Source organism: Vibrio sp. CyArs1, from assembly GCF_022432925.1.
GTDB lineage: Bacteria > Pseudomonadota > Gammaproteobacteria > Enterobacterales > Vibrionaceae > Vibrio > Vibrio mediterranei.
Window position 1 is genome coordinate 103674 of the sequence record NZ_JAKRBO010000002.1, and the last position, 20085, is coordinate 123758.

General features: G+C 43.2%; 18 protein-coding genes. 9 read left to right on the forward strand and 9 right to left on the reverse strand.

Annotated features, from left to right (window positions below; genetic code table 11):
• The first annotated feature begins 75 nt into the window (after positions 1-75).
• From hrpA to MMA19_RS07175, 5 genes are all read left to right on the forward strand, one after another.
• Positions 76-3960 (forward strand): ATP-dependent RNA helicase HrpA, encoded by a 3885-nt coding sequence (gene hrpA / locus MMA19_RS07155; RefSeq protein WP_261359886.1) that lies wholly within the window; start codon positions 76-78, stop codon positions 3958-3960.
• A gap of 185 nt (positions 3961-4145) precedes the next feature.
• Positions 4146-4658, forward strand: coding sequence for a porin family protein (locus MMA19_RS07160; protein ID WP_006071435.1), 513 nt, complete (start codon positions 4146-4148; stop codon positions 4656-4658).
• 219 nt (positions 4659-4877) lie between these two features.
• Positions 4878-5996 (forward strand): choloylglycine hydrolase family protein, encoded by a 1119-nt coding sequence (locus MMA19_RS07165; protein ID WP_240205881.1) that lies wholly within the window; start codon positions 4878-4880, stop codon positions 5994-5996.
• 128 nt (positions 5997-6124) lie between these two features.
• On the forward strand, positions 6125-6454 hold the full coding sequence (locus tag MMA19_RS07170; RefSeq protein WP_124941155.1) for a hypothetical protein: 330 nt from the start codon (positions 6125-6127) through the stop codon (positions 6452-6454).
• Positions 6455-6847, forward strand: coding sequence for a VOC family protein (locus MMA19_RS07175; RefSeq protein ID WP_031497077.1), 393 nt, complete (start codon positions 6455-6457; stop codon positions 6845-6847).
• Between the two features lie 68 nt (positions 6848-6915).
• Here MMA19_RS07175 and MMA19_RS07180 read toward each other — a convergent pair whose 3' ends face one another.
• Both MMA19_RS07180 and MMA19_RS07185 read right to left on the reverse strand, forming a co-directional pair.
• Complete coding sequence (locus MMA19_RS07180; protein WP_038230580.1) at positions 6916-7401, reverse strand: hypothetical protein; 486 nt, start codon at positions 7399-7401, stop codon at positions 6916-6918.
• Positions 7402-7535: 134 nt separating this feature from the next.
• The gene (locus tag MMA19_RS07185; RefSeq protein ID WP_240205882.1) at positions 7536-9017 is read right to left on the reverse strand and encodes a carboxypeptidase M32; all 1482 of its coding nucleotides are present in this window, start codon (positions 9015-9017) and stop codon (positions 7536-7538) included.
• A 167-nt stretch (positions 9018-9184) separates the two neighbouring features.
• On the opposite strand from MMA19_RS07185, the gene MMA19_RS07190 reads away from it, so the two are divergent.
• Positions 9185-9826, forward strand: coding sequence for a LysE family translocator (locus MMA19_RS07190; RefSeq protein WP_240205883.1), 642 nt, complete (start codon positions 9185-9187; stop codon positions 9824-9826).
• Between the two features lie 418 nt (positions 9827-10244).
• Here MMA19_RS07190 and MMA19_RS07195 read toward each other — a convergent pair whose 3' ends face one another.
• The 6 genes from MMA19_RS07195 to MMA19_RS07220 form a co-directional block, all read right to left on the reverse strand.
• The gene (locus MMA19_RS07195) at positions 10245-10511 is read right to left on the reverse strand and encodes a DUF2960 domain-containing protein (protein ID WP_038230574.1); all 267 of its coding nucleotides are present in this window, start codon (positions 10509-10511) and stop codon (positions 10245-10247) included.
• 27 nt (positions 10512-10538) lie between these two features.
• Positions 10539-12311, reverse strand: coding sequence for a bifunctional molybdopterin-guanine dinucleotide biosynthesis adaptor protein MobB/molybdopterin molybdotransferase MoeA (locus MMA19_RS07200; protein WP_240206168.1), 1773 nt, complete (start codon positions 12309-12311; stop codon positions 10539-10541).
• 2 nt (positions 12312-12313) lie between these two features.
• The gene (gene mobA / locus MMA19_RS07205) at positions 12314-12922 is read right to left on the reverse strand and encodes a molybdenum cofactor guanylyltransferase MobA (protein WP_240205884.1); all 609 of its coding nucleotides are present in this window, start codon (positions 12920-12922) and stop codon (positions 12314-12316) included.
• Complete coding sequence (locus tag MMA19_RS07210; protein ID WP_038222367.1) at positions 12900-13622, reverse strand: energy-coupling factor ABC transporter ATP-binding protein; 723 nt, start codon at positions 13620-13622, stop codon at positions 12900-12902. Before MMA19_RS07210 ends, mobA begins: the two co-directional genes overlap by 23 nt.
• A 63-nt stretch (positions 13623-13685) precedes the next feature.
• Positions 13686-14384: an ABC transporter permease gene (locus MMA19_RS07215; protein WP_006071480.1), complete on the reverse strand. Its 699-nt coding sequence runs from the start codon at positions 14382-14384 to the stop codon at positions 13686-13688.
• Positions 14384-15217, reverse strand: coding sequence for a substrate-binding domain-containing protein (locus MMA19_RS07220; RefSeq protein WP_253251069.1), 834 nt, complete (start codon positions 15215-15217; stop codon positions 14384-14386). The genes MMA19_RS07215 and MMA19_RS07220 overlap by 1 nt, the downstream gene beginning before the upstream one ends.
• A 323-nt stretch (positions 15218-15540) precedes the next feature.
• Between MMA19_RS07220 and MMA19_RS07225 the strand changes: the two genes are divergently transcribed.
• The 3 genes from MMA19_RS07225 (at position 15541) to MMA19_RS07235 (ending at position 19472) form a co-directional block, all read left to right on the forward strand.
• Positions 15541-16995, forward strand: coding sequence for a sigma-54 dependent transcriptional regulator (locus MMA19_RS07225; protein ID WP_240205885.1), 1455 nt, complete (start codon positions 15541-15543; stop codon positions 16993-16995).
• Positions 16988-19012 carry a HAMP domain-containing sensor histidine kinase gene (locus tag MMA19_RS07230; protein ID WP_236110645.1) on the forward strand — a complete coding sequence of 675 codons (2025 nt, stop codon included), beginning with the start codon at positions 16988-16990 and terminating at the stop codon, positions 19010-19012. The genes MMA19_RS07225 and MMA19_RS07230 overlap by 8 nt, the downstream gene beginning before the upstream one ends.
• 232 nt (positions 19013-19244) lie before the next feature.
• Complete coding sequence (locus MMA19_RS07235; RefSeq protein WP_240205886.1) at positions 19245-19472, forward strand: DUF1059 domain-containing protein; 228 nt, start codon at positions 19245-19247, stop codon at positions 19470-19472.
• A gap of 89 nt (positions 19473-19561) precedes the next feature.
• Here MMA19_RS07235 and MMA19_RS07240 read toward each other — a convergent pair whose 3' ends face one another.
• On the reverse strand, positions 19562-19900 hold the full coding sequence (locus MMA19_RS07240; protein ID WP_038222382.1) for a hypothetical protein: 339 nt from the start codon (positions 19898-19900) through the stop codon (positions 19562-19564).
• Positions 19901-20085: the final 185 nt, after the last annotated feature.

Here is a 20085-nt window from a genome sequence, read left to right on the forward strand (position 1 = left end):
GGCCAGTTTTTAATAGTAAAAAGTTAAGTAGGGAACGTTTTGACTTCCTCTCAAAATTCCAATCAACAGTCGCAAGTGCGAGCGAATAATCCACAGTCACTTAAAAAAGCATTAAAAGACTGTATGATTCGCGACCGCTTTCGTTTGAGTAAGCGTATCGCAGGCGCAACAAGAATTAAAAAACCAGAAGCTCAATCTGCAGTATTCGACGAGATTGCTATCGATATTGCGCGATCGATGATGGTTGCTCAACAGCGCGCAGCTACAAAACCCACCATCAACTACCCAGAGCAGCTTCCGGTTAGTCAGAAGAAAGATGAAATTGCCGAAGCCATTGAGAATAATCAAGTGGTTATTGTGGCGGGTGAAACAGGTTCAGGTAAGACGACTCAGCTACCAAAAATTTGCTCAGAATTAGGTCGAGGACAATTTGGCTTAATTGGTCATACACAGCCTAGACGACTTGCTGCGCGCTCAGTGGCAAATCGTATTGCCGAAGAGATGGAGACGTCACTCGGCGAGTTCGTTGGGTATAAAGTCCGATTTAACGATCAGATTTCTGAGAATACTCAAGTGAAGTTGATGACAGACGGTATCTTACTAGCTGAAATTCAACACGATCGTTTTCTTAATCAATATGACACCATCATTATTGATGAAGCGCATGAGCGTAGTTTGAATATCGACTTTATTCTGGGGTACTTACGTGAGTTACTCCCGAAACGCCCTGATTTAAAAATCATCATCACTTCAGCGACCATCGATCCAGAGCGTTTCTCAAAACATTTCAATGACGCGCCAATTATTGAGGTCTCGGGACGAACATACCCAGTTGAAACTCGCTATCGCCCTCTGTCTGGGGACGATGATGGCGATAGAGATCAGCTAGAAGGTATTTTCGAAGCGGTAGATGAACTGTGTGATGAAGGTCTTGGTGACATTCTGATTTTCATGAACGGTGAGCGTGAGATTCGTGATACGGCGGATGCATTAGCAAAACGTAACCTTCGTGATACTGAGATTGTTCCATTGTACGCTCGATTATCCGCTGGCGAACAGAATAAGATTTTCCAACCACATGCAGGTCGACGAATTGTACTCGCCACTAACGTTGCTGAAACATCTCTGACTGTTCCGGGAATTAAGTACGTCATTGACCCAGGTACCGCTCGCATTAGTCGATACAGTTATCGCACAAAGGTTCAGCGTCTTCCTATTGAGCCAGTTTCTCAGGCAAGTGCAAACCAGCGTAAAGGTCGATGCGGCCGTGTAGAAGAGGGGATCTGTATTCGTCTGTATTCGGAAGAAGATTTCGAATCACGCCCAGAATTCACTGATCCTGAAATTCTTAGAACCAACCTAGCGTCGGTCATTCTGCAAATGACGGCTTTGGGGTTGGGCGATATCGAAGCTTTCCCATTTGTTGAAGCACCTGATAAACGCAATATCCAAGACGGTGTACGTCTGCTTGAAGAGTTAGGTGCTATCAATGATAAAGCAAAAGATCCTAAGAAACGTTTAACTTCAATTGGTCGTAAGTTGGCTCGCCTGCCAATCGACCCTCGTTTGGCTCGAATGGTGATAGAAGCACCAAGACTTGGATGTTTAAAAGAAGTCATGGTTATCGCTTCTGCATTGTCTATTCAAGACCCAAGAGAACGTCCTAGTGACAAGCAGCAATCGTCTGACGACAAACACAAGCGCTTTTTCGATAAAGAGTCTGATTTCCTGACGTTTGTAAACCTATGGGATTACATTCAAGAACAACAAAAAGCGTTGTCTGGAAACCAATTCCGCAAGCAATGCAAGCAAGACTATTTAAATTACTTACGTGTACGTGAGTGGCAAGATGTTTACTTCCAAATACATCAAGCCATGCGTGAGATGGATGAAAAGCTCAACCAAGAACCAGGCAGTTACCAATCGGTCCATACTGCCTTACTGGTTGGCTTGTTGTCTCATATTGGTGTGAAAGACCAAGAGAAAAATGAGTACCAAGGGGCTCGAAACGCACGATTCCATATCTTCCCGGCTTCAGGTCTGTTTAAGAAGCAACCTAAGTGGATTATGTCGGCAGAGCTGGTGGAAACCTCTAAGCTCTGGGGACGTATTATCGCCAAAATTCAACCAGAGTGGATTGAGCCTCTAGCAAAACACCTAATCAAACGTAGCTACAGTGAACCCCATTGGTCTAAGAAACGCGCAGCCGTAATGGCACACGAAAAAGTGATGTTGTACGGAGTACCAATTGTTCCGAAGCGATTGGTTAACTATGGTGCGATTGACCCAGTTTTAAGTCGCGAACTGTTTGTGCGCAGTGCCTTAGTTGAAGGGGATTGGGAAACCAAGCACGCATTTTTCAAACAAAACAGAAAGCTACTACAAGAAGTAGAAGAGCTTGAGCACAAGTCGCGTCGTCGGGATATTCTTGTTGACGACGATGAGCTGTTTGATTTCTACGATCAACGTGTAGGTACGGAAGTTGTTTCTGGGCGCCATTTTGATACGTGGTGGAAGAAAGCAAGCCAGAAGAACAAAGAGCTTCTTAATTTTGAAAAAGAGATGCTGTTTAAGGGCGACGCTAGTCATGTCACCGATCTTGATTATCCTAACTTCTGGCATCAAGGTGGATTTAAACTCAAGCTAAGTTATCAGTTTGAACCTGGAGAAGATAGTGACGGTGTAACAGTGCATATCCCATTACCTATCCTTAACCAGATTGATAGTGAAGGGTTCGATTGGCAAATCCCAGGGTTGCGACACGAACTGGTGGTGAGCTTAATCAAAGCATTGCCAAAGACACTACGTAAGAACTTTGTTCCAGCGCCAAACTACGCAGACGCATTCTTGGCTCGTGTCACACCAATGGAAGCACCGCTTTTAGATGCATTGGAAAAAGAACTTCGCCGCATGACCGGTGTGGAAGTATTAAGGGACGACTGGAATCTAGAACAACTTCCTGATCACCTGAAAATTACTTTCCGTGCTGTGGATCATCGCAATAGAAAGCTTAAAGAGAATCGCAATCTCTATGAGTTGAAAGAAAGCCTGAAAGACAAAGTGCAACAAACTTTGTCTAAAGTTGCTGATGATGACATTGAGCAGCAAGGTTTGCATACCTGGAGCTTTGGTGAACTGCCAAAAGTTTATTCGCAAAAGCGCGGTGGATTTGATGTGAAAGCTTATCCTGCTCTGGTGGACAATAAAGACAGCGTTGAAATTAAGTTGTTTGAAACGGAAGTCGAACAAGAGCAGGTCATGAAAGAAGGGCAACGTCGTTTGCTGCTACTGAATGTGCCGTCTCCAATTAAATATCTGCACACCAATCTTCCGAACAAATCTAAGCTGGGTCTCTATTTCAACCCTTATGGCAAAGTGTTAGACTTAATTGATGACTGTATAGCGTGCGGTATCGATAAGCTTATCGAAGGTCAAGGTGGCTTAGTTTGGGATGCAGACAAATTTGAGCAACTTAAAGAGTATGTGCGTGGAGAGTTGGGCGATACAGTTGTAGACATTGCACAGCAAGTGGAAACAATCCTGACGACTGCGTTCAACATTAATAAAAAGCTAAAAGGTCGCGTAGACTTGACTATGGCATTCGCGTTATCGGATATAAAAGCGCAAATCGAAGGATTGATTTTCAAAGGCTTCGCAACCGAATGTGGCTGGAAACGACTGCCGGATATTCTGCGTTACTTGAAAGCAATTGAGAAACGTATGGAGAAGTTACCGATTGACCCAAATCGAGATCGCATGCACATGCTAAAAGTGGAATCCGTCACTCAAGACTACAAAGAGTTACTTAACAAGATTCCAAAAGGTATGAAAATACCAGAAAACGTTAAAGAGATTCGCTGGATGCTAGAAGAGCTACGCGTGAGTTATTTTGCTCAGCAGCTCGGTACGCCATACCCAGTGTCCGATAAACGCGTATTGAATGCGATAGACGCTTGCTAAGTGTCCAACTAAATAGATTCTATACAAAAATGTGATAGATATAACTTCTAAGCGTATGAGAATTCAGAAAGTTTTACCGAAAATTAAAACTAGAAGGATTCTCCTACGATATAGTGTGTGATATATAAAGCTCCGCGGTGGCTTTCATTGGACTCGCCGCATTTTATTAAACAAGAAGGTTACAAATGAAAAAGACACTTTTAGCGCTTGCGCTTGTTGGTGCGTCGACGTCAGCGTTTGCTGATGCGTGGTTGTATGGTGGTGTTTCTGCTGGTCGTGCAGACTACAATGGTAACAGCGATACCCCAATGGGTTTCCACGTTGGTACTGGTATTCTGCCTATCATCGGTATTGAAGGTGGTTACTGGAAACACGGTAACTTCGACGGTACTAGCGAGGGCAAGAAAGGTTACGCAGAACTAGGTTCTTGGTACGCAGCACTTAAACCAAGTATCGATATTGGTCCAGTACAGCTTTACGCTAAAGGTGGTTTACACTACTACAACGCTGATTATAAAGATGGTCTAAGTGGCAGCGACAGCGGTACAGACTTTATGTACGGTGTAGGTGCAGAGTACTTCGTGACTGATATGCTTTCTGTTGGTGCGAGTTGGCAACGTTTTAACGGCGTTAAAACCAAATTTGATGACAAAGATCTAGATAGCTTTACCATCAATGCTACACTTCACATCTTCTAAAACTGTGTAAGTGTGTAAAAAGGCGACCTTGGGTCGCCTTTTTCGTACCTGGTGATCTAAAATTGTACGAATAGAGAGTCTTTTGGTGGATTAAAATATCAATTAAGTAACTGAAAAGATAATTCTTTTCATCGTATTGCAATTTCCATTTTCAACTAAGAGAACTAGGTCTACACTCATAGCACTACAATGTGTAGCCTTACTTTTAGGTTGTTTGAAATGTTCAGAAAAACGTTAATTGCGATAGTGCTTTCAGCTAGCGTTATCGTACCTGCTAGTGCTTGTACTGGCATTTCTCTTTCTACGGTCGGAAACGACTTCATACAAGCTCGCACTATTGAATGGGGTGAGAGTAATCTAAATAGTAAACTGATCATCTCTCCGAGAAAGCACCAGTTCACGTCGATTATGCCCGATCATAAACAAGGATTCAGTTGGGGTAGTCGCCTAGGTTTTGTTGGTATATCAGTAAGTGATGACCGGTTTATTGGGGAAGGGGTTAATGAGGCTGGGTTGAGTGCCGGACTATTCTATTTCAAAGGGTACGGTTCGCTAAAACCGTACAACGAGGAAGCAAGACAGAAAAGCATTACCGATATGGATTTTGTACGTTGGATGTTGTCGCAATTTAAAACTGTCGATGAAGTAATAACCGCGATGAAATCTATAGATATCGTGCCAGTATATCTAGATGCTAAAGGACAGCCTTCACCAACAGGGCATTGGCGTGTAACGGACAAAACAGGTCGAAGTGTTGTGATTGAAATTATGAACCAAGGAGAGGTGCATATTTACGAAAATGAAGTAGGCGTTCTGACTAACTCTCCAACGTTTCCTTGGCAGGTGACCAACTTAAACAACTACCTGCACTTACAACCTGGAACCAGTGCTCCTCGGCAGTTTGGAAAGGTCGAGGCAAAATCATTCGGTATCGGTTCAGGGTTCTTAGGCTTACCTGGAGACATTACGCCGCCTTCTAGGTTCGTACGAGCGGCATTTTATGTCACCACTGCACCTGAACTCAAAACCTTGGCACAGGCAGTTTCTCAAGCCTTTCATATATTGAATAACTTCGATATTCCAATTGGCTCTGAGTTTGGCCCGCAATATCGAGAGCATATCCCAGATCTACCAAGCGCGACTCAGTGGACTTCAGTGGTTGACCAAACCAATGGCGTTCTCTACTACAAAACGATGAACGACAGCCGAATTAAGAAAGTGGATCTTGCTGCGTTAGATTTTTCTGCAAAAAGCGAGATTAAGAAAGCGTTAGATGATGGAAAGTTTGAATTTGAAGATATTACACAAAGCGTACAGCCCGCAATTAATAATCAATAAATCCGATAAAACTACCATCATGGTTCTGATAAAAGCGACTCAATTGGTCGCTTTTTTAATGATGTTAAAAACGACTAAGAATACTCCCATCTTTAAGGTGCTAAGGCGATTGAATAGGGGAAAATTGAATGTTTGAACAACTCGTTAAGGTATCCGAGGAACTTGGCACCGAAAAACCACACAGAACCTATCCGTTCTTTTTACAAAAACTTGCAGAAGAAGTCGGCGAGCTATCAGTAGAACTACAGATTAAAGATGGCATCACTCCTACTGAAAAAGGTGGAAGTGATGGTGTTGTAGGTGAAGCGTGCGATGTTATTAACTGCGCTATCGACGTCGCTTGGAGAGCACTGCATGAGCAAAACCCAGACCAAAGTTCAGAGGAAATTGCTCGTTTAATCATGGATATTTGCCTAATAAAGAGAGAAAAATGGCTGTCAAAAGTGGAAGGTATGTAAGTGGATAAACCGTTTGAAGACCATGGATTATTTAGTTGGTCAGAGTTGATAACTCCGGATTTTGAACAAGCATGCCGGTTCTATGAATCAATGCTTGGTTGGAAGTTAAAAGAGGTACCGGGTCGAAATGGTAGTCGCTACGCACTGGTTACAAGTGATAACGCTACGGAACCTTTTGCTGGCATACTTACTGTCGATGATAAGGATATTCGAGCACATTGGCGCACTTACGTAACCGTTGACGAAGTTGAAGCTATTGTGAACAAAACAGAATTAGTCGGTGGTTTAGTATTGGTTCCAGTGACGACTATTGAGCGTGTCGGTAAGATAGCGGTGATAGAGGATCCATGTGGCGCGGTTATTTCAGTGATTGAATACGACTCAAAGAGATAATTATCAGCAGAAGTAATAGCGGGGGATAGAATAGGTCTCCCCCGAATTATTATATGTTGTGTCGAGATTTAACCTTGAACCTTCACAATGTCATGCGTACAGGTAATGGTATAGGTTACCGTTGCCGTTTTATCTCCATTTTCCTCAAACTCAAATTCTCCAACACTTGTGTAACCGTGAGCTGTGTTCTCACCGACTTGAACTTCGACAGGAGCGTTCTGTAAGTCTTCTACTTTGTGTGCAGTCCCATCAATTTCCAACGTAGTATTTTGTGCTGTAATTTTGTCATCGTCAGCCTCGAAGTGAGTGACTTGGAGCTTTGGGTTCATATGATTTTCATTATGATTAGAAATAACTTTAAACGTTGCACCATCTTCAGGAACTTGGTTTCCAAAACCTAAGGTGCCGGTCGCCTCGCTGTCAACTTGTACACCACACGTTTTATCAATGTGTGCGGAGTAAATTAGCTTAGGACCTTCTGAGGAGTTCGCTTGCACACTTGTAGCGATGAACAAGCTCGGAATTAATAATACCGATAGTGTGGACAGTTTCATTTCTATTGCCTTTATTGACTAACTATTAATAGGCAATGTTAAAACGGTTACCGTTGAATTACTTATCACTTTGCGCCACAGACTGGAAAGTGTTGACTCGCCAAGTCGTCTAACTTCGCGAGTCATGACCGAAACTATAAGTAACGTTTTTCTAAATGTGTTCTAAAGAATTGAGTGTTAAGTTCTGAGCCGGTCGCTTGTTTAACCAACTCTCCAGTAGCAAGTGTACTTGCCTGACTCCAAATATTGTCACTTAACCAACCAAAGATCGGAGCCAATTCTAATGAAGAGATTGCGTTGTCCACATCCACCTCTTTTCTCATCGCCGCCATAAACTGCGCTGCATACATTGCCCCTAAAGTGTAAGAAGGGAAATAACCAAAGGCACCATCTGTCCAGTGAATGTCCTGCATGCAACCGTCTTTAAAGTTACCTTGTGTGGAAAGACCGAGGTACTGCTGCATCTTCAGATTCCACAGTTCAGGAATATCCTTATAGGAGATCTTACCATTCATCAAATCTCGTTCGATCTCATAACGAAGAATGACATGGGCAGGGTAAGTAAGCTCATCCGCATCAACGCGAATATACCCTGGTTGCACTCGGGTATAGATTTTCTGTAGATTGTTTGCTTCGAATACTTTCGCGTCATTAGTTGAGAAGTGTTTTTGAGCCAGTGGCGCTAAGTTGGCGATAAAAGGTTGGCTTCTGCCTAATTGCATTTCGAAGAACAAAGATTGAGATTCATGAATACCCATTGAACGTGCTTGGCCAACTGGTAGTCCTGCCCACTGTTTTGGTAAGCCTTGCTCATAACGAGCATGACCGGTTTCGTGGACAATTCCCATTAAAGATTGAACAAAGTCAGATTCATCGTAGCGTGTTGTGATCCTGACATCTTGAGGCACACCACCACAGAAAGGATGCGAACTGATATCCAGACGACCATGGTCAAAGTCGAACTGAAGAAGTTTCATCACTTCCAATCCAAGCGCATTTTGATCTTTGGTACTGTATGACTCTTCAGTGGTATAAACCGACTCTGTTTTTTGCTTTTCAATGACCTGTTGAGTTAATTCTGGCAACCAAGATACCAAGTCACCAAAGATTGAATCGAGTTGCTGTGAGTTTACCCCCGGTTCATAGATATCCAGCATCGCATCATAAGGAGTTAAGCCTGATTGTTCCGCTCTAATTTGGGCCTCTTCTTGCGATAGTTTCACTACCTCTTCGAAGTTTTTACAAAAGCCATCCCAATCATTGTCACCACGCTGTGTACGCCAAGCGTGTTCGCACTTGGATCCAGCAAGAGACTTTGCTTTCACTAATTCTTCTGGAACGACAGTGGTAAGCTGCCATTGTCGTTTCATTTCCCCTAAGCTGGCTCGTTGTGAAGGGTCGAGTTCATCACTCTGAGCTTGTTCGAACCATTCTGCTAGCTGCGGCGCGGTCGATAGTTGATGGATATGAAGTGACAGTTGAGCCATCGCTTCTGAGCGAGCTTGGTTGCCTCCAGATGGCATCATTGCCGCTGCATCCCAACCACATATAGCGGATAAATGGCTGAAATTAGAAATTGTTTTATAGTGTTCAACCAGTTTGTTGTAGTTTTCCATGTCTTATGACCTTTTGCGTGAACGATTGTCCTAACTTAACACTAACAAGGAGTTACGGAAAGTGGCCGATAAAATCTGGAGAGGAAATCCAAATTAACCATGGATTTTTAACTGGAGTTACCTCAGAATTCGAACTCTGATGTTTTAGAAAGATGACAGTGGACGTTATGCATATTCTTAATCTTGAAGCCTTCCTTATTGCTATTACTATTCTTACGCTAACACCGGGACTCGATACGGCGTTGGTAATTCGTAACACTTCTAGAGGTGGGTTCAATGATGGTGCAATGACCAGTTTTGGCATTTGCTTGGGACTATTTGTTCACGCAACATTCTCAGCTCTAGGTATATCAGTGATACTTACGCAGTCAGCGGAATTGTTTGCATTAGTAAAGACATTGGGGGCTGCTTATCTAATTTGGTTGGGTATCTCAAGTTTACGAGCGTTAAAATCAAATCAGGCCATAGCACTAGAGAAAGGAGAGGTGAATACCGTAGCAGCTTCGCGTTCACTAAGAGAAGGATTCTTGTCTAATGTGTTGAACCCAAAAACGGCCGTATTCTACTTAGCGTTTTTACCTCAGTTTATTAACCCAGAGTACTCGCCATTTTTGCAATCATTGTTAATGGCCGCGATTCACTTTGTTATCGCTATGGTGTGGCAATGTGGACTATCGGGCATGCTTAATTCCGCTAAATCACTTCTTAACAATGGAAATTTTGTTCGTTGGATGGAAGGTACGACCGGTGCAGTACTGATCATTCTCGGTATTAAACTGTTGGTTGAAGAGCCGCCGATGAGTTCTTAGCTTTCTCCAATGAACGTTGCGCGGTATAGAATTGATTTAGTGTGACGGTAGGGGACTTCAATAGAAATTTATCGAAACACTGATAGTATGCTTTGGAGTCACTTATTTGCTTGCAGTAATTACGAGCTTCTAGATTGTGGTTGTATAGTTGAGTTTCGCTCGCAAACTCGTTGTACGAGGCGCACCCACCTAAAATCATCAAAGTTGCTACTAAAGAAATTACCTTAATCATATTCGCTCTATCGCTGTTTTTGTTGTAATGAATATTACGAGTCTGCTGATAGAGTTAGTTACCATTTCATGCCATTAGTTCCACTCAACAATAAAATTTTTATATGGTAAACGTTTGGTTTCTGGTCGGGTGAATAAAAAAACACCGAGTCAATCGACTCGGTGTCCTGGTTATCGAATTCAGTAACTATATCGGCTTTTTGCCGACTCCGAAGTTCTCTTTAGGCATGAGAGTTATTTTTCCAAAGCCCAATTTCTTAAAATGATTATCGCGATAATTGCGAACAGCCTTGGTATCCGAAACGGCTTCGATTTGCTGTTCCATTCTTAAGAAATCAGAAAGGTCGATGCCCTCTGCTTCAGCGACAGCCTCATGAATATTGCGATGCTGTTGGTAAGAAAACGTCAGTGTTTTCTCTTCATTCTTGTATTCGTAAATGATGGTACGAGCCATGATTTTCTACCTGCTGATAATTTAGCGCTAGATTCTGCCTTGTAGCGGGATAATTGTCACGCTTTCGCCTGCTTTTACTGTATCGATATGTGGTGCAATCTCTATTAGGCAGTTTGCTTCACTCATCGAACGTAGAATACCCGAGCCTTGTTTCCCCGTCGTGCGAACCATTAATTGTCCTGATTCTTCATCAAGCTCGTAGAATCCTCGGCTAAACTCTGTTCTTCCCTGACGAGAGCGCAGTGGCTCAGAGGCAATGGCGACGGCTTTGTGTGGTACAAACTGTCCAACACCTTGCATCTTCTTAATCGCGGGTTCAACAAAGTTAATAAACGACACCATTACGGCGACTGGATTTCCAGGAAGTCCAAAGAAGGGTGTTCCATTAATGTCACCAAAAGCGAGAGGGCGTCCCGGGCGCATATTAATACGCCAAAAATCAACGTTACCGTGCTTTTCAAGAACGTTCTTAATAAAGTCAGCATCACCGACAGAGACACCACCTGAGGTAATAACCAAATCCGCGCTGCGACTCGCTTCAGTGATCGCATTCTCCATAACGGACTCATCATCTTCAAGAATGCCAAGATCTATAATTTCACAACCTAATTTCTGCAACATCGCCATGATGGTAAAACGATTAGAATCATAAATAGAGTGAGCACGCAGAGGCGTTCCAGGGGCTTGAACTTCATCACCTGTAGAAAATACCGCGACTTTTAGGCTACGATTCACTTTTACGCTATCTAGTCCAAGTGAGGCGATCATGCCCATCTCAGGTGCCTGCAACAATGTGCCGGTATCAAATACCGATTGGTTGATCGCAAGATCTTCTCCAGCTTGACGAACATTCTGTCCGGTTTTAATACCGGCATCACCAAAGCTCACTCTATCGCCATCAACGTTAGCCTGTTCACGCATTATAACGGTATCAGCACCAGCTGGCATTGGTGCTCCAGTCATGATTTGTACTGACTCACCAGAGCGAAGTTCTTGGTCGTAGCCATAACCTGCCATCACACTCGCGACGACATTGAATTGTTTTAGTCCAGCATCGGCACCAATGATGGCATAACCGTCCATTGCTGAGTTGGTAAACGCTGGCACATTAATAGGAGACGAAATATTCTCTGCTAGCGTGCGGCCATAAGCATTGGTTAGTGGGATAGTTTCAGATGCAGACAAAGCACTTACGGCGTTAAGAATTTGCTCTTGGCCTTGTTTCACTGATAAGAAAGCGGGTGATAGCGTATCGCAGCACGCTGCCTCTTTCTTAGGGCTAGAGGTATCTGGGCTAACATAATTTAGGATGAACCTTGTGATGGCGTCTAAATCATTGATGCTCATTGTTGGTAGTGACACATCCAACTCACTATCACTAGCGATAGCAATAATATTCTCATCACTTGGGTGTAGCCAAGGTTTGCCGACTTCTTTACGGTTGAGCTCAATCTTAGGGAAAGCGATGTTCTTGCAACCTTCAACTAAAATCAAATCCAGCGCTTGATGATCAAAGCGCGTCAACAAGTATTCAAAATTTGCTTCAGCCTCAGGAGTTTCCGTCATCAATGCATGTCGATATCGAGAAGAGATCAACATTTGGCTCGCACCAGCTTTACGAAGGCGATAGCTGTCTTTTCCTGGTTTATCTACATCAAAGTTATGATGCGCATGCTTTAACACACCAATTCTTAGTCCGGTATCGGTTAGTTTTGGAAGTAAGGCTTCCAATAATGTTGTTTTACCAGTACCGCTATAAGCAGCGAAACCCAGAAGCGGGACATTATTAATGGATTTGATGGTCATAGAGTGCTCTTCTGTGAATGCTCAATGGTTGCTGATAGTTTCGACAGCTCTTCTGGTGTATTTAGATTAACAAAACAATCGGGATTATCTGAAAAATCAACGTACTTGGTATTGCACTCTTTGTATAACAAAATGATTTTTCTATCGCCACGCTCTAAAAATGCTTCCAATTTAGGTAGAACTCGCTTGTGAAACATGGTGAAAACAGGCTGATGAAAATCGCCATCATGTGCCACAAGAATGTCGGTCGAGTCTTCGACAGCATGACAAAAACGTTCAACAATACGTTCATCAATAAACGGACTATCACATGGGACAAAGCCAACCCAGTCAGTTGACGAAGCGGCTAAGCCAGCGTGCATTCCACCAAGAGGTCCCGGATAATCTTTATACGTATCGCTAATAACGGGAGCATATCGACCATATTGGTCTACATTGCGGTTGGCGTTAATGGTAATGGATGAAGTTTGTGTGGTGAGCCGTTGTAAAACATACTCGATTAAGGGCTTACCATTAAATTCTACTAAGCCCTTGTCATTTCCGCCCATACGAGACGCTTGGCCTCCGGCGAGGATAACCCAACTAGTCTGAGTTGGATGCAACATAATCACTCTCTTGATCGGTTTGTTTTTTATCAATAATTTGTAGCAGTGGAGATTCTATCAAGGTGCAGTCTTTTATCCACCATTGTTTTCGACACAACTTAGTTAACGCATTGGATTGATGGCTCGTAACTACAATACTAGAACCGTGCTTTAACAGATCCTCAGCCATGAAAACCAAACGTTCTATTGACTCCTGGTCAAGGGAAGCGCTTGGTTCGTCCATCAACAAAATAGAAGGTTTTAGAACCCAAGCGCGAGCCATAGCAACTCGCTGTTTTTCACCACCAGATAACACTGATACATGCTCGTCAGCGAGCGTTTCAAGCCCGACTAATCGCAACGCCGCAATCACTTCTGCGCGCTTATCATGAGCTTCAAGTCGCTTATGCTTAATGCCATACGCGACATTTTGATAGACCGAGCCATCAAAAAGGTAAGGGGATTGGTGAAGATAGATAACGTCTTTACGACCAGAACTACCAAACATGCGTGAAATGATGCTTTGGCAACTTGGAAATACTTCACCTGATGTAGGTTTTAATAAACCAGCCAAGATCTTTAGTAGTGTAGTTTTACCGACGCCATTATCGCCTTTTAAGTAGACGGCTTCGTTTGGTCCGATCGTTAACGATGGTATATGGAATAAGACACGGTCTTTGAACCGCATGGAAACCTGCTTTGCCTTAAGCTGTATTGTCATTATTGTCCCTCAAGCAGAGTCTTGAATTAATTATAGTGTTTGAAACAAAAAACGTTGAGCAAGTTAAGTTCTTAAAACGCCTTTACCACGCATTGATGACAGCATAAAGTTGAGCACTAATGCCAACACCAACAGGACTATTCCTAAGGCGACGCCTTGTGCGAAAGCTCCTTTGTGACTTTCCATAGCAATGGCGGTAGGGATATTTCTGGTAAGGCCCATGATATTGCCACCAACCATCATTGAGCAGCCCACTTCAGTTACGATTCGAGAAAAACCTGCAATCACAGCAGCCATTAACGGAAAACGCGACTCCCAAATGAGTGTCATAAGTGTTCTAAAACGAGATACACCTAGTGTTACAGAGGTTTCCATTGCTCTTCGGTCAGTGCTTTGTAACGCGCCATGCATCATTGACACCAAAACTGGAAAACAGATCAGTATTTGACCCACAATCATGGCTCGTTGAGTAAACAGCATTTCCCAGTCACCTAAAGGTCCCGAGCGTGATAGCAGCATATACAAAAGCAAGCCAATCACAACGGTGGGTATCGCTTGCATGGTGTTCACCAATGAGAGCAGAAACCACTTGCCGGGGAAATTACTGTAGGCCAGAAGATATGAGGCAATAATAGCGGGCAAAACAACCAGTGATACAGCTGATATAGATACGCTGAACGAGACGGCTACGATACGCCATAGGTCTTTATCGAGGCTAAATAGGAGGCTTAACGCCTCCATAGTGGTTTCAGTGATGCTCATTAACTGTTCGTTTTCTTCGCATCAGCTACAAACAATTGTTCGCCCATTTTACGGTAGCTATTGATCATAGATTGTCCCTTATCTGATACCAACCAATCACTCAGTACGCGAGCGCCTTTGGTATTAAGAGTAGGGTAACGTTCTGGGTTTACAATAATGACTTGGTACGGGTTGAAGAGTTGCTTGTCACCTTGGAACAAGATTTCAAGGTCTAGCTTAGCTTGATAGGCAAGCCAAGTCCCTCTGTCTGTCATTGTATAGCCTTGCATTTCTGAGGCCATATTAAGTGTTGGCCCCATACCTTGACCTACAGAACGATAGCCGCCGAAGTTAGGTTCAATCTTGGTTTGTTTCCAGATTTGCAGTTCTTTTTTATGAGTACCAGAGTCATCACCTCGAGAGATAAAAATGGCGTTAGTTTTAGCGATATGCGAGAACACTTCTTCTATGGTTTTCTGATCGTGTACGTCAGCGCTGTCTTTCTCTGGTCCTACGATTACGAAGTCGTTATACATTACGCTACGCGGTTCTATGCCATAGCCGGCATCGACAAAGTTCTGTTCCGCTTTAGGAGCGTGTGTCATCACGACATCAACATCACCATTTTCTCCCATTTTCAGAGATTTACCCGTACCAGCTGCAATAATATCAACTTGATAGCCAGTATCAGTAGTAAATTCTGGGAGTAGGTAGTCGAGAAGACCTGAGTGGTAGGTACTGGTTGTCGTTGCGAGACGGATGCGAGATTGGTCGGTATCTGTACCATCTGCATAAGCCGTTGCAGACAGTGCCGCTAGAGACACAGCAGAAACCATTAATCTTGAGAATGTCATAGTATTGTCCATTTTGGTTATTTTTATCATTAATCTACGTAAACGCATGACAGCTTGGTGAAGAACAATGCCACCAGCACGATTCATACACTAGGTACCGTCGTCATGCTTATGGTACCTGTTTCTATACGCGTGGTACCCTTAAGCAAAGACAATGCCATAATTTCCTTAGAAAAAAAGCGGCAAAGTGCGACATTTTGCTAATATTTCTCGCAGTTAAACTACAATTAGTTTGAGCTGGGACAAAATGTCTCAACTTAACCCATGATGTTTTGTAGCAGATTGGTACACTCTGTCTCAAATAGGAACGAATACATATATTTATGACTTTTTTTCAAACCTCTGAAATTACCAACCAATTGACGTCACCATATCTCGCATTCTCTGTACTTGTCGTTGATGATGAAGTCGGCATGCAAGCCATTCTTAAAAAAGCATTGAGTAAAGGGTTTGGGCAAGTCGACACTGCTGGAAGTGTTGAAGAAGCCGAACAGCTTAGGATCAACCATCACTATGATCTGATTATTCTGGATATTAACCTACCTGGTAGGTCTGGTATTGAGTGGGAAGAAGCGTTTAACGACTTAGATCGTAAAGCCGACGTGATATTTATGACTGGTTACGCCGACTTGGAGGTCGCAATCAGTGCGTTAAAATTAGGAGCGTCTGATTTTATCTTAAAGCCCTTCAACCTAGACCAAATGCTACAAGCCGTTAAACGCTGTATGGATAAGCGATTGGCTGAAAGAATTAATGTCGCTTTGAGTCATGACATTAGCCGACGTGTTAGTAAAGAAATTATCGGTCTTTCTGAAAAGACCAAGAACTTAAAACAACTCATTGGCCAATTTGCACCATCTAGAGCGTCAGTGTTGATAGAAGGTGAGTCGGGAACGGGCAAAGAGTTAGTAGCTAGAGGTATTCATACAGCCAGTAAACGCCAAGGGCCGTTTGTTGCCATAAATTGCGGTGCGCTAGCTCCAGAGCTGTTGGAAAGTGAATTGTTTGGTCACGCCGCAGGTGCTTTTACAGGTGCTAAAAAGAATCGAGAAGGGCTTTTTCGGGTAGCCAGCGGTGGAACATTATTTCTAGACGAAATAGGTGAAATGCCTCTAGCTATGCAGGCATCGCTACTGCGTGTACTGGAGCAGAGAACGGTTAGGCCTGTGGGTACAGAAAAAGAGATCAGTATTGATGTTCGAGTCGTTGCCGCAACTAATCGCAACTTACAAGAAGAGGTCGATCAAGGGAAGTTTCGACAGGATCTTTATTACCGTTTAAATGTTTTGAAAATAGAAGTGCCGGCGTTAAGAGAACGCCTTGCTGACTTATCAGACTTGGTACCTTTCTTTACTCGATCACTTGCCAAAGAGCTTGGTGTTTCAGAACCAAAATGGGCTCATGAAGATATGCACTCTATGCAAGATTACGATTGGCCAGGTAATGTGCGTGAACTTAAGAACTTGTTAGAACGCTGCATTGTTCTCAATAAACCGCCAGCTCACTACTTTAATGAGTTAAAAGGGGCACCGGTTAACACTTCTATCACTATGTCTGTGAACGATTTGACCACGATGCCCGCGAATTCGACGATTCAAGATGGCCAGTTTGGCTATCCTAATTCATGGTCTCTAAAAGATGTCGAAAAATCTCACATTCAACAAGTGGTAGAAGCACATTCCGGCAATAAATCGGCAGCGTCGCGAGATCTTGGTGTTGCACGAAAGACGTTGGAGCGTAAGTACAAAGAGTGGGACGAAGGCTGCGCAGATGAATAAATTGATGCGCCTATGGAGTAAATGGCGCTACAGAACCAAATCAATGGTTCGATACCGCCTGTTGTTTTTAACGTCAGCACCTATTTTCCTCACCCTAATCGCACTATTTGGTATAACGGCATACTGGTCTATTCACTATACATGGCAGAGTGCGCTGATCGACGTATCCGAGCGCTTGAGTATCGTTGGCGACAAAATCGATAGCTTGCAAGATGAACAATTCGACCACATCCAAGCCTTCTCTGAATCGTATGAATTTCGGACTCGCTTGAATCATATTCAAACCAATAACGAATTTGATGTGTGGGTGAGTTCCCAACGCGAGCGTTATCAACTGGACTTCTTGCGTTGGATGCCGGCCAACAAAATTAGTCAGTCAGAATACCGAAAAATGGCACAGCAACGCTCTTTCTTTGATGTGTTGTCGAGATCTGCTGCTTTTGAAATGGAACCGTCACTGGCGGAACACTCAGAAGTTTGGCAGCAAGAAAATCACGTGCTTGAGGAGCGCTCTTTGGTGAGCCGTTCTATCATCGCTGTGTTTGACGACAACAGTCACCTGTTAGGCTATTTGGATGGTGGCGTCCTGATGAACAACAACTTGGCGTTGGTGGATCGAATTCGTGACACTATTTATCCAGTGAGCAATCTTGAACGTCATATACAAGGGACGGTGACCTTGTTCTTGGACGATTTACGAATTGCGACTAATGTACCGATGGATGAGTCATACACGGGTAGACGAGCACTTGGTACCTTAGTGTCCCAAGAGGTTAGCAATGCAGTGTTAATCAAGGGAGAGAGTTGGATAGATAAAGCGTACGTTTACGACACGTGGTACATCGCTGGTTATAAGCCTATTCGTGATATCGATAATAACATTGTGGGCATTGCTTACACTGGATATCTAGTTTGGCCATTGATTAAAACTTATATCACTAATATTGGTGAGGTAAGCGTCATCATCATTGGCTTGCTATTGGTTTCGGGCTTTATTGTTTATCGTGGTGCTCGCGATCTATTTAGACCCATAGAACAGATCCACCGTGTGGTGAAAATGGTTCAGTTAGGCAAAGATGAAGAACGCATTGGTGAGTTAGGGCTGGATGATAAACACGAACTAAGTCAACTCGCTAAGCAGTTTGACAACATGCTTAATCAACTACAATTCCGTAATGAGCAGATTCAAGAAGCGGCCCATGAACTTGAAGGTAAAGTGCATTCTCGTACCGCTAGCCTAAAAGAGAAAACGGAGCAACTTGAGTTACATATCAAGCTGTTAAACCAAACTCGAAATAAACTGGTTACCAATGAAAAGCTGGCCGCTTTGGGGGAGCTAACTGCGGGCATTGCCCATGAGATTAACAACCCAACGGCAGTTATTCTGGGTAATGTTGAGCTTATGCGCTTCGAATTGGGATCCGATGTATCTCGCGTTGAAGAAGAAATTGATGTCATATTGGCTCAAATCGACCGTATTCGAAACATTACTCGAAGTCTACTGCAATACAGTCGCCAAGGTGGTGTGCAAGATGAAGTAACATGGCAGCACGTGAATCCAATTGTGGATGAAAGCGTCACTTTGGTAAGAACTGGAGCGAAGAAACGCGACGTGGAATTCATCGTAGACCTTAATGCGAAAACGCCAGTTGAAGTGAATAGACATCAACTCCTGCAAATACTAGTCAACCTACAAATGAATGCCATTCATGCTATGCAAGGTAAGGGGCGTTTAACCGTCTTAACAGAAGATTGGGTAGAAGCAGGGCAAAGCATCGGTTCGCTTATTCATGTTATCGACGAAGGTTGCGGCATTTCTGATGCCAATATCAAACGAATTTTCGATCCATTTTTCACCACTAAGCGAGATGGTACTGGATTAGGTCTTTCTGTATCTCAGAGTATTCTGAGTCAAACGGGAGGTGAGATCCGTGTGAAGTCGAAAGTTGGCGAGGGTAGCCAGTTTACACTCTATTTGCCGCAAAAAGCAGATCATCATTTACTGGTTAGCGCTTAACGTAATAAATATGAGTGGAGTATATAAAGCGTATTACCACCAAGGACGTTCCTAACGATTGCTTAAGTTCCAAAGCTAAGGGATTGGTTCCCAGATTAGACGTTCTTGCATCACAAGGGAGTAATTTAAGCTATGCCACTTACAAGGAAGTAAAGTTCATCATCTGTATAAACGTCATTCTTTCACTACCATTAAGAGGATGAGCACTTTGTCTATATGAAGAGGGAACAAAATGAAATCAATGACTTGCAGACAACTTGGTGGGGCTTGCGATGTGGTGTTTGAAGCAGAAACATTCGAACAAATTGCTGAGTTAAGTAAGCAGCACGGGATGGAAATGTATCAGAAACAAGAGCCAGCACACCTTGATGCAATGAATAAGATTCAGGCGCTGATGCAAAATCCTGAGGAAATGAAAGCGTGGTATGAAGAAAAGAAACGTGAGTTTGACGCTCTGTAATATGAGAGATGCTTGTAACTATTCACAATAGATATCTCGATGTATATCGAGATATCTTTGCAAACGGTCGATGTTAATGTGGCTTGAAGCTACATACAGATAGCGACAGTTCCAGCAACCATTAAAGTGATAATGGCATACCACACAAATTGTGTTTTCTGATCCGCTACATTGATTCGAATGTAGTTAATTTCGTCTTTTGCCATTGCTTCGAAATCACTAAAGCTAACTTGAAAGTCACGGCTTGCGTTTACAACGTCGTTTTGCAATTTGTTAAACGTCGCTTCAATAAAATTCTTTGCTTCTCCCAGTGGTGCAGAAGAAAGTGCCATGCGGTCCCATACCGCCATTCTTGATTCAAACTCACTGTCACTAACACAGTTCAGCTTTAATAAATCATGTTCACGCTTGATGCGTTCTTTACCCATTTTATCGTAATTCAGATTCTGAAATTTGTTCACGACAATTACTCCAAAGGTTTCAGATAGGTAGTAAGCGTTATCACGCCTACTACCGTAACTGCCCGGAATAGTAGATAGGTCGTTGTGGCACATCAACTTGCAGTTTTTATCTAAACGACAAATTTCATTTGCTTAGTATGATCGTGCGGACG

Bases quoted from the DNA above. Each gene is read 5' to 3' on its own strand.
- MMA19_RS07160 (WP_006071435.1), top strand. From the start codon at position 4,146: ATGAAAAAGACACTTTTAGCGCTTGCGCTTGTTGGTGCGTCGACGTCA.
- MMA19_RS07165 (WP_240205881.1), top strand. From the start codon at position 4,878: ATGTTCAGAAAAACGTTAATTGCGATAGTGCTTTCAGCTAGCGTTATC.
- MMA19_RS07170 (WP_124941155.1), top strand. From the start codon at position 6,125: ATGTTTGAACAACTCGTTAAGGTATCCGAGGAACTTGGCACCGAAAAA.
- MMA19_RS07180 (WP_038230580.1), bottom strand. From the start codon at position 7,401: ATGAAACTGTCCACACTATCGGTATTATTAATTCCGAGCTTGTTCATC.
- MMA19_RS07185 (WP_240205882.1), bottom strand. From the start codon at position 9,017: ATGGAAAACTACAACAAACTGGTTGAACACTATAAAACAATTTCTAAT.
- MMA19_RS07190 (WP_240205883.1), top strand. From the start codon at position 9,185: ATGCATATTCTTAATCTTGAAGCCTTCCTTATTGCTATTACTATTCTT.
- MMA19_RS07195 (WP_038230574.1), bottom strand. From the start codon at position 10,511: ATGGCTCGTACCATCATTTACGAATACAAGAATGAAGAGAAAACACTG.
- mobA (WP_240205884.1), bottom strand. From the start codon at position 12,922: ATGTTGCATCCAACTCAGACTAGTTGGGTTATCCTCGCCGGAGGCCAA.
- MMA19_RS07210 (WP_038222367.1), bottom strand. From the start codon at position 13,622: ATGACAATACAGCTTAAGGCAAAGCAGGTTTCCATGCGGTTCAAAGAC.
- MMA19_RS07215 (WP_006071480.1), bottom strand. From the start codon at position 14,384: ATGAGCATCACTGAAACCACTATGGAGGCGTTAAGCCTCCTATTTAGC.
- MMA19_RS07220 (WP_253251069.1), bottom strand. From the start codon at position 15,217: ATGACATTCTCAAGATTAATGGTTTCTGCTGTGTCTCTAGCGGCACTG.
- MMA19_RS07225 (WP_240205885.1), top strand. From the start codon at position 15,541: ATGACTTTTTTTCAAACCTCTGAAATTACCAACCAATTGACGTCACCA.
- MMA19_RS07230 (WP_236110645.1), top strand. From the start codon at position 16,988: ATGAATAAATTGATGCGCCTATGGAGTAAATGGCGCTACAGAACCAAA.
- MMA19_RS07235 (WP_240205886.1), top strand. From the start codon at position 19,245: ATGAAATCAATGACTTGCAGACAACTTGGTGGGGCTTGCGATGTGGTG.
- MMA19_RS07240 (WP_038222382.1), bottom strand. From the start codon at position 19,900: ATGGGTAAAGAACGCATCAAGCGTGAACATGATTTATTAAAGCTGAAC.